General features: G+C 39.3%; 16 protein-coding genes and 1 pseudogene. 6 read left to right on the forward strand and 11 right to left on the reverse strand.

From position 1 onward, the window contains the following. Positions 1–9: 9 nt before the first annotated feature. Together ACJ004_RS16475 and ACJ004_RS16480 are read right to left on the reverse strand one after the other, a co-directional pair. A complete protein-coding gene (locus tag ACJ004_RS16475) occupies positions 10–702 on the reverse strand; it encodes a GntR family transcriptional regulator (protein WP_410894209.1) in 693 nt (230 codons plus the stop codon). Positions 703–922: 220 nt separating this feature from the next. Next, positions 923–1021: pseudogene (locus ACJ004_RS16480) on the reverse strand (amino acid ABC transporter ATP-binding protein); the annotation flags it as partial. Between the two features lie 620 nt (positions 1022–1641). Between ACJ004_RS16480 and ACJ004_RS16485 the strand changes: the two are divergent. Further along, positions 1642–3264 (forward strand): ABC1 kinase family protein, encoded by a 1623-nt coding sequence (locus ACJ004_RS16485; RefSeq protein WP_410894210.1) that lies wholly within the window; start codon positions 1642–1644, stop codon positions 3262–3264. 243 nt (positions 3265–3507) lie between these two features. On the opposite strand, the gene ACJ004_RS16490 is transcribed toward ACJ004_RS16485, so the two are convergent. From ACJ004_RS16490 to ACJ004_RS16505, 4 genes are all read right to left on the reverse strand, one after another. Beyond that, the gene (locus ACJ004_RS16490) at positions 3508–3945 is read right to left on the reverse strand and encodes a universal stress protein (RefSeq protein WP_410894211.1); all 438 of its coding nucleotides are present in this window, start codon (positions 3943–3945) and stop codon (positions 3508–3510) included. Between the two features lie 27 nt (positions 3946–3972). Further along, the gene (locus ACJ004_RS16495; protein ID WP_410894325.1) at positions 3973–5328 is read right to left on the reverse strand and encodes a DHA2 family efflux MFS transporter permease subunit; all 1356 of its coding nucleotides are present in this window, start codon (positions 5326–5328) and stop codon (positions 3973–3975) included. 315 nt (positions 5329–5643) lie between these two features. Further along, positions 5644–6078, reverse strand: coding sequence for a MarR family winged helix-turn-helix transcriptional regulator (locus tag ACJ004_RS16500; protein WP_410894212.1), 435 nt, complete (start codon positions 6076–6078; stop codon positions 5644–5646). A 137-nt stretch (positions 6079–6215) separates the two neighbouring features. Then, the gene (locus ACJ004_RS16505; protein WP_410894213.1) at positions 6216–6539 is read right to left on the reverse strand and encodes a hypothetical protein; all 324 of its coding nucleotides are present in this window, start codon (positions 6537–6539) and stop codon (positions 6216–6218) included. Positions 6540–6794: 255 nt separating this feature from the next. On the opposite strand from ACJ004_RS16505, the gene ACJ004_RS16510 reads away from it, so the two are divergent. From ACJ004_RS16510 to ACJ004_RS16530, 5 genes are all read left to right on the forward strand, one after another. Beyond that, a complete protein-coding gene (locus ACJ004_RS16510; RefSeq protein ID WP_410894214.1) occupies positions 6795–6986 on the forward strand; it encodes a helix-turn-helix domain-containing protein in 192 nt (63 codons plus the stop codon). A 163-nt stretch (positions 6987–7149) separates the two neighbouring features. After that, a complete protein-coding gene (locus ACJ004_RS16515) occupies positions 7150–7575 on the forward strand; it encodes a hypothetical protein (RefSeq protein WP_410894215.1) in 426 nt (141 codons plus the stop codon). Positions 7576–8087: 512 nt separating this feature from the next. Then, a complete protein-coding gene (locus ACJ004_RS16520; protein ID WP_410894216.1) occupies positions 8088–8684 on the forward strand; it encodes a DUF5317 domain-containing protein in 597 nt (198 codons plus the stop codon). Positions 8685–9415: 731 nt separating this feature from the next. Beyond that, positions 9416–10696, forward strand: a complete 1281-nt coding sequence (locus ACJ004_RS16525) for a bifunctional diguanylate cyclase/phosphohydrolase (protein WP_410894217.1) — start codon at positions 9416–9418, stop codon at positions 10694–10696. 1260 nt (positions 10697–11956) lie between these two features. Beyond that, entirely contained in the window at positions 11957–12343 is a 387-nt protein-coding gene (locus ACJ004_RS16530; RefSeq protein WP_410894218.1) for a VOC family protein, read from the forward strand. A 66-nt stretch (positions 12344–12409) separates the two neighbouring features. Here the strand turns inward: ACJ004_RS16530 and ACJ004_RS16535 are convergent, their stop codons facing one another. The 5 genes from ACJ004_RS16535 to ACJ004_RS16555 form a co-directional block, all read right to left on the reverse strand. Continuing rightward, positions 12410–12862 (reverse strand): SRPBCC family protein, encoded by a 453-nt coding sequence (locus ACJ004_RS16535; protein ID WP_410894219.1) that lies wholly within the window; start codon positions 12860–12862, stop codon positions 12410–12412. Positions 12863–12911: 49 nt separating this feature from the next. Next, on the reverse strand, positions 12912–13388 hold the full coding sequence (locus tag ACJ004_RS16540; RefSeq protein WP_410894221.1) for a hypothetical protein: 477 nt from the start codon (positions 13386–13388) through the stop codon (positions 12912–12914). Between the two features lie 298 nt (positions 13389–13686). Beyond that, a complete protein-coding gene (gene rbsB / locus ACJ004_RS16545; protein ID WP_410894222.1) occupies positions 13687–14625 on the reverse strand; it encodes a ribose ABC transporter substrate-binding protein RbsB in 939 nt (312 codons plus the stop codon). Between the two features lie 23 nt (positions 14626–14648). After that, on the reverse strand, positions 14649–15587 hold the full coding sequence (locus tag ACJ004_RS16550; protein WP_410894223.1) for an ABC transporter permease: 939 nt from the start codon (positions 15585–15587) through the stop codon (positions 14649–14651). After that, entirely contained in the window at positions 15587–17086 is a 1500-nt protein-coding gene (locus ACJ004_RS16555) for a sugar ABC transporter ATP-binding protein (protein WP_410894224.1), read from the reverse strand. Before ACJ004_RS16555 ends, ACJ004_RS16550 begins: the two co-directional genes overlap by 1 nt. Between the last annotated feature and the right edge of the window lies 1 nt (position 17087).

Below are 17087 nucleotides of genomic sequence, written 5' to 3' on the forward strand. Positions count from 1 at the left end.
ATGTTCTATCTATACCTGTGAATAAAAATATTCAGGGAATGCTTGAAGTAAAATATCTTTTTCAGATAGCATCAATCTCATGTGATCTCCCATAAGTGCTTCTGCTTTTGCTTTATTTTTTTCAGAAATGGCCTGATAAATTTCTTTGTGATGGTCAACTAATACATCCCAGTCTAGATCCTTCGTGTCGATTAATCTTAGCAATCTAAACCGATTTAAATGACCCGCCATATTGTGAATCATTCTCCATGTACGCTCTTTACCACAAGCTAAAAATAACTCCTTATGAAAATTTTCATCCAAGTCATGGAATTTTTCGATCTGTTGTTTTTCGATATCATGACTGATTAAATGCTCTTGCATTTTTAAGTTCATTTCTAAATTGAAGGCGGATTCTCCCGAAACTTGTTCACAGCATAATCCGACAATGTTCTTCTCAATGACCTCGCGAACAAAACGAGCTTCTTCGGCAAGATCCATATTGATTAACGAGACGAAGGTACCACTTTGCGGGATGATCGTTAACAATTCTTCCTGCGCCAATTTTAAAAAGGCTTCTCTAATTGGTGTTCGACTAACGTTCAATCGGTCTGACATGGTTTTTTCAGAGATCTTTGTTCCGGGAATTAATTTTAATTTTAAAATCTGCGCTTTTATTTCTTCATAAGCAAATTCTTTTGCATTTACGATATTGTTTACCATTCGATTTCCTCTTCCCTTTTCTATACTGAAATAAGTATATCAAATGAGAATATAAGTTGTACCTCCTTTTCAGGAAGATTGACATATTAGTATACTAATATGGTAGTTATAAATTCATTATAAGGGTGACTCCTTTTTTTTGCAAGCGCTTTTCTATAGTTAATGATTCAAAAAAAAACGAATCCACTATGAAAGGGATTCGTTTCTCAAAAAATTTAGTTTATGACTCTTTTAATGTCCGTTTTAAAAATTCTCTCGTCCGTTCTTGTTTAGGATGACTGAAGATTTGCTCTGGACTTCCTTCCTCCGCAATCACGCCGGGCGGTCGGGCATTAAGACGGACTCTTAACTACCGGACTGGCAAAATTTCCGGGTGAAAGGGCATTAAGACGGACTCTTTCTTACCAGACTAGCTAAGTATCTAGGTACTCGGTCAATTAAACTAATTATCGCTGTCCCCGCCCTTTTATGATTATACTCTCGCCTGTAAATGAATAAACATGTACAAGAGAAAGGGGATAACCATGGACAATCAGGGATTCTTAAATTTTGTTATCTATAAATTACTAGCCCTATCTATACAGTTCATCACGCTTTATCTCCTCATCTTATTATGTGAATGGTTTGCGGAGAAAAAAGGCTATAACCTCTTTGAACGAGCCTGGTTAATCACACTAATCTCTTTGCCTCTACTAACTTTAATTCTTTGGACGATCATAGTAGGACGGTTTTATTTATTTTGAAATTTACGAGCTTTTTTTACCAACAACTTGATGAGTTTTGACCTTTATACCGCTTATTACGGACAAATCTAGTCCTCTTGTGATGAGTTTTGTCCTTTATTCGGCTTACTTCTCAATACAATGCACATAGTTGAAACTTTCTATCTATCAATATCGTAATAAATAGTAAAACCTAGAATGGAATGTGGGGATTCGTATGAGGACGAAAAATAAGCTGGTGCGGATGTCGAGGGTTCTCTCTCTGGCCTTTTACATTTTTCTGCAAATTTATTGGTATAAGTTTCGGAGAAAGCCTAAGGCGGAGTGGGAAAAACTTTGGGGGAAGGTCGGAGAACGGTTTCGAAAGACCCTGTTTGATTTAGAAGGCCTGCTCATCAAGGTAGGACAAATCCTGAGTACGCGTGCCGACTTGCTGCCTCCTGCCTTTATCCGCCAAATCGAAGATCTGACCGATAAAGTTCCGCCCTCGAGCTGGAGTGAGATTGAGGAAATTTTAGAAAAAGAATGGGGAAGCTTGTATCAGCAGCACTTTCTATCGATTGAAAAAACGGCGATTGCTTCCGCATCGATCGGTGAAGTCTATAAAGGTGTGCTCCAAGATGGTACCGAAGTGGCGATAAAAGTTAAACGCCCGCATATCGATTCAATTGTCCAAACGGATTTCCGGATTTTAAGTATTGTCATGTGGTTTGTGGATCATTTAGTCCCTCTTCCCAAGGGATTTATGAATTTTAAAGTTCTTTTTAAAGAAGTAAAGCAAGTTATTGAACGCGAACTGGACTATTCCCAAGAACTGAACACCATCGTTGCGTTTAAAGAGCGATTTAAAGAGCTGGATATCGTCCATATTCCGTCTGTGTATGCAGAATTGAGTACGCGAAATGTCCTGGTCATGGAATGGGTCGAAGGCTTACGGCTGACCAATAACGAGGCACTGGACCAATTATCCATAAGTCGCCAAGAACTGGCTCAACGGCTGTTGAAAGTCTTCCTTCCTCAATGGATGGAGCCTGGTCCCTTCCATGCCGACCCGCATCCCGGAAACGTTCTTGTCTCAAAGGAAGGAAAAATCATTTTACTAGATTTCGGAATGGTTGGTGAACTTTCCAAAAAGGATGCCGGTTATTTTCAAGGATTAATCGAAAGCTTTCTCGCCAAAAATTATCCGAAGGCCGTGGATTGCTTATTCCATTTAGGCGTGTTGCTCCCTGAGGCTGAATCCAGAACGATTGAACGAATATTAGCGGAATACATCACCTTTCAACCGGCCCAATTAAAAGAAATGGACCTTCTCGCCTTTAAATTGGAAATCAATGATATGATTCAAGCCCTGCCCATTCAGGTTCCAACCAGATTTGTCTTTTTAGGCCGGTCCGTTGTAACCATTGAAGGAATCATCCGTAACCTAGCTCCCGATGCGGAAATCTTAGAGTTAGGCAAACCGGTGTTTATGGAGTGGTTAAATAAACAAGGGAATAATAAATGGCTGTTCGTCTGGCAATGGCTCCAATCTCAACCAATCTTTAAAGTCTTTCATTCTGTAACAGAATTCCTAAATGCACCACAAAAATTGGAGCAATTAAAGGAAGTCGAACAACGAAGACAATTCCAATTTACCATCTATGAAAATACCAAAAAGCAGTTATTCCAATTAACTCTTTTCGGTTTGACTGGAATTGCTGCAGGATTCTATATTGCACACGACCTTATCTGGCAGGTATCAAGCGGAGTTACAGCGATCTCGCTTGTCGGGTATGTTGTTTGTAGTTATAAGCAGAAGAAATGGATGAAGTATATGCAAGAAAAACGGAGGCCATAGGCCATGGGGGCAGTTCAGTTGACCCAATGCACTTCAAAAAAGCCACAGGATCCATCCAACCGCCCCTGTGGCATTCCTGGAATCTACTAGAATAATTCCTTGTACCCTTTTAGTCTCACAAGCAAGGAAATAACTAAAAAAAGGCCCCATCGCTCTGATGGAACCCTTAGTCTTCTTCAAATCTACTATTTTCAGCATTTTTATCATTTCATACATTAAATATATCAAATGGGGTAATTATCATCACTCCGGTGTACGGATAACTAATACATCACAATTAGCTGTCCGTACGATAGCTTCAGATACGGAACCCAGTAAGAATAATTCAACAGCATTTAGCCCCGTCGCACCACAGATAATTAAATCTGCCTCTACTAAACTGGCAAGCTCTTTAGTGATGATCGTTTTGGGAGAACCATATTCGATTACTACCTTTACATTTTCTATTCCTTCGCTATCTGCTTGTGCCTTGTAACCATTTAATAGTGCTTCTGATCGCTGCTGGGCACGATCAACACTTGAACGGTCGTACGTTTCGAATGAACGTGTATTGATGATGTTTACGATGGTTACTAGTGCTCCCTTGTTACGTTTTGCCACATCGATGGTTTTGCGAAATGCGTATTCAGCTTCCTTTGAACCGTCTACAGCTACAAGAATACTTTTATAATGATTAGCCATCTATCCTCATCCCCTTCTAATATTTAATTAATTAGGCTTTTTGATGAATAATGACAGTACAACATTAACCACCGCTAATATTAAACTTATCGTAAACACGAGTGATGATCCCGCCGCTGCCGCTTGTGTTGGTTCATTCATAACTGCTAAGTGACTAGTTTGTTTAGCTGAAAAAATCGATACCATTACAGCAATACCAATCGCACCAGCTACTTGTTGGATCGTTTGCGTTAACGCAATTCCATCTGGATAGTACTGTCTAGGAAGTGAATTTAGTGTATTGGTTTGTACGGAAGCAAGCACCGCCCCAATACCTAACATCATGACCATATGAGTGACAACAATCATCCATAATGCCGTGCCTGTACCGAATTGTGAATAGAATACATAACCAATCGCTACTAAAATGGTTCCAGGTGTAATCACCGCTTTCGGGCCATATTTGTCAAATAAACGACCAATGGTTGGAGCTAATACACAGTTAAGTAAGCTGCCTGGAAGCAAGATAAGTCCTGTTGTAAACGCGGCAATTAATAAAGCCATTTGCATATACATTGGGACAACGACTAGCATGGACAACATATTAAAGAACGTGATAAAACCCATAATGACTCCCAAAACGAACAGTGGGTATTTAAATGCTTTAAGATTCAGCATTGGAGTCTCCATTTTCGTTTGGCGAACCGCGAAAAGAATGAGTGCTATGAATCCAACGATGATTGATACAATAACAGATGAACTAGTCCATCCTCCGTGCTCACCACCTGCACTTACACCGTAAACAATCCCGCCGAATCCAATCGTCGAAAGAATAACAGAAACCACATCAATCGAAATCTTCCGGATCTCATTCACATTCGGTAAATAAACGAGCCCGAAGATAAGGGAAAATAGTAAGAAAGGGATGGTAACCCAGAAAATCCAATGCCATGATAATGTATCTAAAATAAGTCCGGCTATGGTTGGACCGAATGCAGGACCAGCTAACATAACTAAGCCCATAATCCCCATTGCTCCGCCTCGTTTATTGGGAGGGAAGATCGTAAAAATCACATTTTGCGTTAATGGTAAATTAATGGCTAATCCGGCTGCCTGGATAATCCGTGCCACTAATAAAACACTAAATACGGGTGCTACTGCTGCTAGAATCGTCCCGATAATCATGAGCGAGACAGCTGTTATAAACATTTGACGAGTCGTAAATTTTTGCATCAGAATCCCTGTAACCGGGACTAGAATACCTAATGTAAGAAAATAGGCGGTTGCTAACCATTGTATGGTCGTCGCATTGACACCGAAGATTTGACTTAATTGCCCTAAAGCAATATTTAATGCTGTTTCACTAAAAAGACCGACAAATCCTGCTACTAATAGAGCTGCCATGATGGGACCTGTTTTGAATTGCTGATTCACCACAGAGCCTGTTTTGATTTGTTGATCCTGAACTATTTGTTGATTCACTAATTAAAACTCCTTTAATTAAAATTTCATTTTCCCCTTTGTTCTTTTCACTTGGTACATATCCGTAGTACACCCCCTGTTACTACCAGTCTGCTAACTATATCAAAAATTTTTCTTTAACGTCAACCTAGTTGACAAAATATTTTTTATGAGTTATTATCAATTTAGTTGACGATTATCACAAAAAGAAAAACCCCCGCCTTGTCCAGTTAACTAAACGAACAAAGTGGAGGTTTTTTATATTCCCCATTCTAGCTTTAATATATCTTTAAGAATAGTTACTTGCTCCGCACCTATTTTTTCGGCAATTTTATTCTCAAGTTGGGCTTTAAGGGCCGCGTTTTTTTCGTAGCATTCTTCTCCTAATGCGGTTAACTGGATGCACTTCTCTTTTCTGTTGTTTTCAACATTTTTAATTTCGACTAATCCTTTTTCCGAAAGCTTTTGAATAAACTTATGTATCGCCTGACGAGAAATTTCTACATTTTTTGTCACATACGAAATGCTAGGTTGTTTTTTATATATCCTAGCCATGATATACCATTCAGAATTTGAAATATAAATCTCACTCTGGTCGTTCCAAGCTTTCTCTGAGATTTTCCGGACCAAACTATGACGTTCGCTTAGTAGGTCAATAAGATCTAAATTTTGTAATTCAGAGTTCGAAATCAAATGATTCACTCCAATCCTAATCTTCGCCACCTACTATACAAAAACAGGTATGGGTTGTCAATTTGGTTTACTTTCAATAAGAAAAAGCATCCCTTTGAAAAAAGGAATGCTGATGATGAGTTTAGACAACCGTCAGATTAATGCTGCTTATCTTTTATCTTTTCATGGATTTTTTCGAGTTCTTTCAAAGACAGTTCACCAAGAGATTTTTTTATTTCTTCCTCAATCTGTTTTCTGTTGCTTTCTCGAAATTGATCCCACCATTCCCGAAGACCTTCCGTATCATCTAAAAGATATTCGATATCTAACTCTTCTAATTCATCGTCCGACAGATAATTCATTACAGCTCCTAACATACGAGTAAGCTTACCGATTTCATCTTCTTTTTCCTGGTCACTTTCCAATAGAACACTCGTCTCTTCATCAGGTACTTCGTTCACTACTGAAGCTTTTCGTGGCATTGTTACCCTTCCTTACTATATTTACTTTTAAAATATATATTTTAGTATGACCATTAAAAATGAATATATAGTATAAATTCGTTTAATACTTCGTATGACTCTCTTCTATGTGACCGGACTCTCTCTTTTTCTTCCTTTTCTACGTTCATTTCACATCTCTTAACCTACTTCATTTATCACAAGGACATATATAATAAAAAGAACTAATTCAGATTACTTGAACGAGACTTCAATATAGGAGAGTGAGTTCGTTTTATGTCGATTGGAAAAGTGATTTATTATCATCGGCGCAAGCAGAATAAGACGCAGGAACAGCTTTGCCAGGGCATTTGCTCGGTGACACACTTAAGTAAAATTGAAAACAATGCAAAAGAAGCAAATCCGAAAACACTGCAAATGTTATGCGACCGCTTGCAGATCTCACTAGACGATTCAGGATGTTATTAAGGCATATGGGTTAAGGTAATATATACAGAAGGCATCCTATGAGTTTAGAATAGGATGCCTTTTTCTATTGGAGGGAAAATAGCGAATGTCTATTGCTTTCTCTTCACTTATTTTAATCAAGCGACATATCTTATTATACTAAGACAAGGTATGGAGGGATGATGTGAAAACTGAACATCTTGATGATATCAGAGGTGATATAGATGAGAAAATAATTTGTTACACGAATAACATAAGAAAAACTAAAATGAAGGCTAAGAAGCTAAAAATTCTTACAGTTATCTTTTCATTTTTTATTACGTTCTTATCTAGTACCGATCTGACCTACATCGGCTTGACTGAACCAATTTCCACCATTTTAATAGCATTATTTAGTGCCATTATTCCGGCCTTGATTGCTTATGAGGGAATTATTGCTGATTCAAAACTTATAAAGCAGCAGACGATTACCCTTCATCGACTAACAGAATTAAAGCATGATATTAACTTGTGGAAGATGGAAGAAATGGATGAAAACCATCTAGACATGAACAAAGTCAACCAAATCCAAAAAAAGTTCGATGACATCATTAAAAGGGAATTTTTATAATATAAGCACTACAGATGATTTAAAGACCAGTTCGAAGAGCGAATTGGTCTTTTACTTTGTTTAGGCGATTTTTTAAAAATTGCTTTGCATTTTCGATAAAATAACAAACCTCGCCCATTTTCCTCATGTTTCTCTTTTAATCAAACGTTTGATTGAATTACTGAAGCTACTGATCTATAAGGATTCCCCTTGCTAAGGATGGAGGGAAATAGTCGATTTACGCGGCAGTATTCCGCAGGAAATATCCTATATTTCCACAAAATTAGATGGGTTTCACTCGAAGTTACATTATTTCATTAATATAAAGCCTAATTCATCAAATATATGAAAGAGAAATGCTGTTTTTTGTTAAAGAAGAGAAGAAAATTTCCATATATACACAAATTAGACAAATTCCATAACAAAATTCTCTTGCATTCGAAGAAATTCTTTGATTATATTATTGTGGGAATATTTTTCCTACAGAGAATTTTTGAACTTTTCATATATTCTAGTATTGGTGGTTAGCAGCTATGGTCTTTGACGGTATCATTATTTCTCTTATAGTGGGTTTTCTTCGAAAAGGAAACTTACGTGCACTAGCGCAGTTAAAGCTTAAGTGGGGATGGATTTTTCCTCTGCTATTGATTATTGAATTAGCCGTTTTTATGCTCCAAAACGATATTAAATTTCTTGGAAAAATAAGTGGATCTATCTATATAGTAGTTTATGTACTCGGTCTTTTATTTTTATTTATGAACCGCAAAAACCTTGGATTTAATCTTATTTTAATAGGTGTATTTCTGAATTTTCTAGTGATGGTAATTAACGGCGGACGTATGCCGGTATCAGTAGAGGCGGCTGCAGTTTTGGATCCAGGTTACATCGAGGCCCTCAAAGACAGCTTATACGCTAAACATACAATGTTAAACTCATCAACCTATCTCGGAATTCTGGGTGATGTCATTCCCATCTCAGACCCTTATCCACGTACCCAAATCATCAGTATCGGTGATATACTTATGAATATTGGAATCTTCTTTTTCATTCAGTACCTTATGATTCATCATCCAATTACAAAAAAAGTCGTTGCCATACCTCCTCTTATTAAAGGAGGTGAAAAAAGATGAAAAATGAACAAAAAAAAGGCATTAAATTAACTGGAATTCTTTACAATGCAATCATTATCGGTTCTATCATTATTGCTTTAACTTCTGGATTTAAATTAGTTTAAGAGTAAAATGGTAGGGAGAAGTAATTTTTCACTTCTCCCAAATTTATTATGAGAGTGATGAGTATGCGTATTATAAAGACACCTGCAAATACATATCTTTTCTTGATTTCAGCTATAGGCATTTTATTTTTTACCTTCTTTATTAAAATCCCACAGTATTCCCAAATGCATTGGGTTATTATGTTTACTTTTTCCGGATCTATTTTACTGCTTAATTACTACACCATACTGATTCCTCCAAAGGGTAATTCCCATTCAATGGATTCTTCTATTTATCTAGCAAGTCTTTTTTTGTATGGATTACATTCTACTTTACTCGTTTTATTGATACATTCGGTTATATTTGCAATAATACAGCGAAAAATCGCATGGTGGAAACATCTTTTCAATTTCTCAGTTTATACTTTAATGATAATTTGTTCCTATTATGCTTTTATTTTAATAGATGGCTCCATTGGACCTATAAGCTCCAAATTCATCATTCCGTATTTGCTTTCTTTTTGTACTTACTTTGCATTAAATCTACTATTAGTTGGGGTCTATTTCATTTTAGTTGCAACCGAAAACATAATAAACTTTTTCAAGGAAATTCTTAAGGAAACGACTGCCACATATCTTAGTACACTCGTGCTTTCATTAGTTCTTGTTATTTTAATGAATCCCAATGAAATATTCGGCCTGTCCCTTTTCACCTTTATTGCCTTTTTATTGTCTTTAGCATTTAAACAGCATTTTAACTTATTTAAAGAGATTTCTGAGAAGGCCAACAAAGACTTCCTCACTGGCCTTAATAACCACGGTTACTTTAAGGAAATTTTAGAAAAAGAAGTGGCTGCCGCAAAAGAGAATGATCAGCCATTGAGTATTGTCATCCTCGATATCGATGATTTTAAAAAATACAACGATCTGTACGGTCATATTCAAGGGGATCATTTGCTCCAAGAGTTTGGTGCCCTTTTGAAAGCGGATTCCGATGCGGCGAATTTTATCGTTGCTCGCTATGGCGGTGAAGAGTTTTCGATCATCATGCCAAATACCGATCGCCAGTCCGCCTACTCATTCATGAATGAATTGCGGAAGAAAGTAAATGACACATATTATAAAGGGGTCGAAGGTCTCCCCTACGGTTGCTTATCCTTTTCATCTGGGATTGCTGAATGCGAAAAAGAGACCTATAGTATTTCTGAACTTCTCAACAAAGCCGATCAAGCCATGTATGCAGCGAAAAACCAAGGAAAGAATCTTGTCCAGATTTACAATGGGCATTCAGAATACTCCATTCAACGATCTCTTTCGCTTGAAAAAGAGCTAGAGGAATCTGAATATCAATTAAAAATTTTCCTTTCCAAGGATGTCTATACCTACCGTCATAGCAAACGCGTCTACCAATATGCAGTGGATTTCTCTCGGGTGCTTAACTTAAGTGTTCATGAACGTAAAACGCTGATCCTGGGAGCGCTTGTCCATGACATTGGAAAAATTGAAATCCCGCGCGATATTCTAAGTAAAAAAGGGAAGCTCGAGCCTCATGAATGGGAAATGATGAAGAAACACGTAACCTTTGGAAAGGAAATCATTGCAACGAATAAGAAATTAGAAGACTTGATTCCTATCGTCGAGCTCCACCATGAACGATATGATGGAAACGGCTACCCATATGGTTTAGCGGGTAAATCTATTCCGAAACTGGCGCGAATTCTCTGTGTAATTGATTCCTTTGATGCCATGACGACAGAACGGCCTTATCAAAAAACAAAGACCTTCCAAGAAGCGATCGTTGAATTGCGCGATTGCTCTGGTAAACAATTCGACCCTCAATTCATCGAACCGTTTATTGCAATGATCAAGGAGTTTGATAACTCGGGGGATGAACGAAAGAAAGAGCTTGTTCCAAGTTTCGTAATGTAAGAAAATAACCTGAGCCAGGCTAACTGCCTGGCTTTTTAGTTTTTCTAGGCCAGGTTTTCAATTATGAAGGCTTACGAAATTTGGAGATTGGCGGGATTGTTGCGGAAGTTGGCGGAAACCTTCTTCAGTTTGGCGGAATAAATCGGTAAATCGGCGGGATTCCTCCTCATCTTGGCGGAATTCCCGTCCCGATCGGCGGAATCCACAAACCCAAGAGATCCCCAGAACTGCAAATTACCGAAATCTAAGCTAGAATCCTCTTAAAATAGGTATCTAAAAGGGGGGTTGGCGGGATTGTTGCGGAAGTTGGCGGGATCCTCCTACAGTTTGGCGGAATAATCCGAAAAGCGGCGGAATTCCTCCTCATGTTGGCGGAATTCCCGTCCCAATCGGCGGAATCCGCAAATCTAAGTGGTCGCCAGAGATGCAAAATTACCGAAATCTAAGCTAGAATCCTCTTAAAATAGGTATCTAAAAGGGGGGTTGGCGGGATTGTTGCTGAAGTTGGCGGGATCCTCCTACAGTTTGGCGGAATAATCCGAAAAGCGGCGGGATTCCTCCTCATCTTGGCGGAATTCCCGTCCAAATCGGCGGAATCCGCAAACCAAAGAGATCCCCAGAGCTGCAAAAATCCTGAAATCTAAGCTAGAAAAATCCTCTTAAAATAGGTATCTAAAAGAGGGGTTTGGCGGGATTGTTGCGGAAGTTGGCGGAATCCTCTTATAGTTTGGCGGAATAATCCGAAAAGCGGCGGGATTCCTCCTCATGTTGGCGGAATTCCCGTCCCAATCGGCGGAATCCGCAAACCAAAGAGATCCCCAGAGCTGCAAAAATGCTGAAATCTAAGCTAGAAAAATCCTCTTAAAATAGGTATCTAAAAGGGGGTTTGGCGGGATTGTTGCGGAAGTTGGCGGGATCCTCCTACAGTTTGGCGGAATAATCCGAAAAGCGGCGGGATTCCCCCTCATGTTGGCGGAATCCGCAAACCAAAGAGATCCCCAGAGCTGCAAAAATACCGAAATCTAAGCTAGAATCCTCTTAAAATAGGTATTTAAAAGAGGGGGTGGTGGGATTGTTGCTGAAGTTGGCGGTATCTTTCTTTAGTTTAGCGGAATAATTCCGAAAAGCGGCGGAATCTCCGTCCGGAGCGGCGGAATCCGCGCCGCGCGCCGCCCCCGCTCCAAAAAACTCCCCCTCATCTGCAGTCTAATCCTAAATCTGTGGTATCATGGAACTAATTTTATAAGGGAGATGACCGCCGTGATTCAGTATGAATGCCTCCACCATGTTAGCCTTACGGTTACCAATTTAGAACAGGCAAAGCATTTTTATAGCAACATCCTATGTTTAAAAGAAATCCAACGTCCCAACTTTGATTTTCCGGGTGCCTGGTATGAAATAGAAGGACAACAGCTCCATCTTATCGTCCTCCCTACATCACAAACGATTCGCCAAGATAAACGCCTGAGCAGCCGAGAAGGTCATTTTGCCCTAAGAGTGAAAGATTACGACGCTACCCTAAATTGGTTGAAACGGCACGATGTTGAACTATTAGAGAAACCCAAAAGCATGAGCGGTTTTGCACAAATCTTCTGTGCCGATCCTGATGGTAATCTCATCGAACTAAACGTCGAGCAAACAAACTAAACAAAGGACCAAAAACAAAGGAGAAGTGCACCAGCACTTCTCCCCTGCAACCTTTTTAAAATCCATTTATCTAGACATAACCTCAAGATGAGCTTCAAGGCGATCAATCGTCTCTTTGTTGCCATCTATGGCAAATGACTTGACCTTAGCGAATTCCCTTTCTGTCTCAAAAGATTGGCGAAAAGTAAATTTTGTTTTTCCTGCATGCTCTTCAAAGGTTGCCGTTATTTGAAAATGCGGCCCAGACACATGATTCAAAACAACTCGATTAGGTTTTACAATCTCAACAAAGACACTTTTGTTTGGAAAGTCGGCACCATCAGGGCTATGCATGATGAACTCCCAAGTGCCACCTGGTCTGAGGTCAAACTCCTTAAATGTATTCGTAAAGCCTTTGGGCCCCCACCATTGCGCCAAATTCTCCGGTTGTGTCCAAGCTTGATAAACAAGTTCCCGTGGTGCATCAAATATTTGCGTGATAACCGTCTCTTTTTCCCCTACATAAATTTCATGATTCATTGGATATATTGATCCTCCTGACCTGCTTTTGATTCTATTCTTACCATAACTAAACTTGCCTAATAAGTGTCTCCTGTTCCATTTTACCAATCAATTTGTAGAATCCCAATAAGATTAGGAGAAGAAAAGGATTGAGTAGGACGGAGTGATACAACTTCCACCAACCGTAATGGAAATATCCCCAAGGTTCGGGTAATAACGTTAAGACTTCATATAAAACTATTCCGACATTCCAAGCTAAAAAAAATAAAAGTTGTTTCCATAATGGACGTTTTAAAGGATACAAATTTAAAAAAATAACATTAACAGATGGGACTAAACATAAATACACAGGCAGGGATCCCCAATCTACACCTTTGTTAAAATACCAGTACCCATGGTATTTCAAACTGACAAATAAATCAAACACCAATTGCAATAAAGCTGTAAACATCCAAATTTGCAGCATTTCACCTCTCGTTAATCGTTTTTTTACTTTTAATGAAATGAGGTTAAAGATGACGACAGATACAATAATCCCGACCATTTAATTAACTCCCTTATGTATGAGTAAGATTAAATTTTCCATTTTTAGTAAAAAACATACTCACCTTACGAGTTTATTTCCAATTAATTTCCAGTGAATGTCGTAAGTTTTGTAAATGATATAGTAAGTGCCTGAAAATATGTAATAAGTGACGAAAATTGTGTAGTAAGTCCCCAAAAATATGTAGTAAATGCCCATAGTTATATAGATTCGTTCATAAAACTCTAGAAATGCCGATCCAACCAAAAAAAGAGAAGTGCACCAACACTTCTCCCTTGCCATCACGATAGCGTGACCATTACTTTTTAATTAAATCTAACGATACTGGAACAAACTTATCAACTGATTCTTTCATAAATACTTTCATCGCTGTTTGTACACCCTTTTGGCCGATTTCTTCAGGCTTTTGGGCTACTGTTGCTGCCATTTTTCCGTCATTGACTGCTTTAACCGCGTCATCCGTCGCATCAAAACCGACAACAATTACATCTTTTAATCCAGCAGCTTCAAGTGCTTGAAGAGCTCCTAACGCCATTTCATCGTTGTGAGCAAACACGGCTTGGATATCTTTATTGCCTTGAAGTATATTTTCCATTACAGTTAATCCTTTAGCACGATCAAAATCGGCTGCTTGCTTAGCCACCACTTGAATATCAGCTACTCCATCAATCGCTTTGTGGAATCCTTCACCGCGTTCACGAGCAGCAGAAGACCCTGGTATTCCTTCTAATTCTACGACTTTCCCTTTTTTGCCTAACTTTTCAAGAATAAAGTCACCAGCCATTTTACCGCCAGCTACGTTGTCAGAAGCGATATGGGATACAACGGTTCCGCCATTTGCACTACGGTCAACCGTGATCACTGGAATGTCTGCATTATTTGCTGATTCAATGGCTGCTTTAACCGCATCAGAATCAGTTGGGTTCACGATTAGGACGTTTACGCCTTTTTGAATAAGGTCTTCGATATCACTTACTTGCTTTGCTGAATCATTTTGTGCATCAACCGTAATAATCTCAGTATCTTGTGCTTTTGCTTCTTTCTCAGCACCTTCTTTTAACGAAACAAAGAAAGGATTGTTTAAAGTGGAGATCGATAGACCTAATTTTAATTTATCATCTTTCATGTCTTTCGATGAATCCTTATCTGAAGAAGATGTAGGTGCCTTTGTGGAACAACCTGCTAAAACTACCATAAGTAATGTTAAAAACAGAAACCCTTTAAATAGCTTTTTCATCTTTATATTCCCCCATAATTTTATTAAGCAGTTTTTTTACGATCAAGCAAGACGGCTAGTAAGATGACACCTCCTTTAACTACCTGTTGGTAGAAGGAGCTGACGTTCATTAAATTTAAACCATTATTTAAAACTCCAATAATGAGTGCCCCAACCAATGTTCCAAAAATCCACCCTTTTCCACCGGAAAGACTTGTCCCGCCTAAAACAACCGACGCAATCGCATCCAGTTCATAAGAGGCACCGGCAGTAGGCTGGGCAGAATCCAACCTGGATGCAAGGATGATCCCTGCAAGTGCAGAAAGTGTCCCTGTAATTGAGTAAATCCAAATTTTCACATTCGTAACCTTGATTCCTGATAAGATCGATGCCTCTTCATTTCCGCCAATCGCGTAAACTCTGCGGCCAAACGTGGTCTTTTTCAGGATAAAATAAAGAATCAGATAACAAGCGAGCATCCAAATAACGGGAACGGGAATCCAGCCGAAATAGCCTCTCCCCATGATTTCAAAAAATGAACTAGTCGACAGACCGGTAATCGGGCGGCCATCGGTATACACCAAGGTAAGGCCGCGGAAAATCGTCATCGTTGCCAGCGTTGCAATGAACGGAGCGACTTTTCCCTTCGTGATAAATAAACCATTAATGGCCCCCATCACCGCACCTGCTAATAAACCAATTAACATTGCTAGCGCTGGATCCATGCCGTTTGCTAACATCCCGGCCGTTATCGCGGAGGATAAGGCTAAAATGGATCCTACGGATAAATCAATTCCACCCGTTAAGATGACGAATGTCATTCCGAAGGCAATTAACGCGTTAATGGAAACTTGACGTAACACATTAAAGATATTATCTAAAGTTAAAAAGCTATCACTTACGATCGATAGGATGACCGTAATGACGAAGAGTCCAATTAACGGACCTAGCTTTTGTAAGATTTGGAAGTTCGCGGACTTCATTACTGATTACCTCCCGTTGCGGATTGCATAATATTTTCTTGGGTTGCTTCGGACTTGTTAAGCACGGAAGCTAATTTTCCTTCATGAATCACGAGCACCCGATCACTCATACCTAAAATTTCAGGAAGCTCGGACGAAACCATAATGATTGAAACCCCTTGTTTCGTAAGCTCGTTCATTAATTGATAGATTTCCTTCTTCGCCCCGACATCGACCCCGCGCGTTGGCTCATCAAGGATCAATATTTTCGGATCAATTCCCAGCCATTTTCCAATGACAATCTTTTGTTGATTCCCGCCACTTAAGGATTTGACACTAATTTCACGGCCCGATGTTTTTACATGAAGCTTTTCAATCATTTCATCCACTAGGCTCATTTCCGATTTAGTGGAAATCACACTTTTAGTAGAAATTTTATCAAGCGTGGTAATCGATAAATTCTCACGTACGGAGAGATCGAGAATGAGCCCTTGGCTTTTTCGGTCCTCCGTCACAAACGCAATTCCAGCATGAATCGCCTCATACGGTGACTTGATCGTTACTTCCTTGCCATCAATGAACATCTTACCGCTATCAAGGGAGCGATAGCCGAAGATCGCCTGCATGATTTCACTGCGGCCAGCACCCATCAGACCCGCGACACCAACAATTTCACCTTGATGAATGGAAAAACTAATATTTTCAAAGGAGCCTTTGCTCGTCAAATTTTCCACCCTGAATCGTTCTTGACCAATTTTCGTATCTCTTTCTGGGAATCGCTCACCCAGCTGCCGTCCCACCATTAATTTCACAATTTCATCAAAGTTTGTCTTTGCCACTTCTTTGCTATCAATGAATTTTCCATCTCGAAGGACGGAAATTCGGTCGCAGATTTGAAAGATCTCTTCCATTCGATGAGAGATATAAACAATCCCAACCCCTTGTGCCTTTAAGGAGGAAATCACTTTAAACAGTGCCTCAATTTCCCGATCTGTCAGCGCAGCTGTGGGCTCGTCCATGATGAGGACTTCCGTATTGGCAGCAACCGCACGGGCAATTTCAATCATTTGCTGTTGACCCACAGATAAATTTCCCGCTTCCGTATTCGGGTCAATCTCAATCCCTAAACGGTTCAAATATTCTTTCGTCTTTCTCTTCATTTCTTTATCTCTAGTAATCCCAAACCTACCGACGGTCAGTTCTTTTCCGAGAAACATATTTTCATAGACAGTGAGATAAGGAATAATATTTAGCTCCTGATGGATTACAGCAATCCCTGTTTGCTCAGCTTCCTTTGGATTTTTAAAATGGACTTCTTTTCCTTTGATAAAAACCTGACCGGCATCACGTTCGTAAATACCTGTTAATATCTTAATCAACGTCGATTTCCCTGCGCCATTTTCGCCCATCAAGGCATGGATTTCTCCGCGCAGCAACTGAAAATCAACTTGTTCCAAAACCCTGTTTCCAGAAAAGGATTTGCTTATGCCTTTCATTTCGATGACTGGTGTGAGGCTCATA

The sequence above is a fragment of the Neobacillus sp. 204 genome (genome assembly GCF_046562815.1).
Taxonomy (GTDB): domain Bacteria; phylum Bacillota; class Bacilli; order Bacillales; family Cytobacillaceae; genus Neobacillus.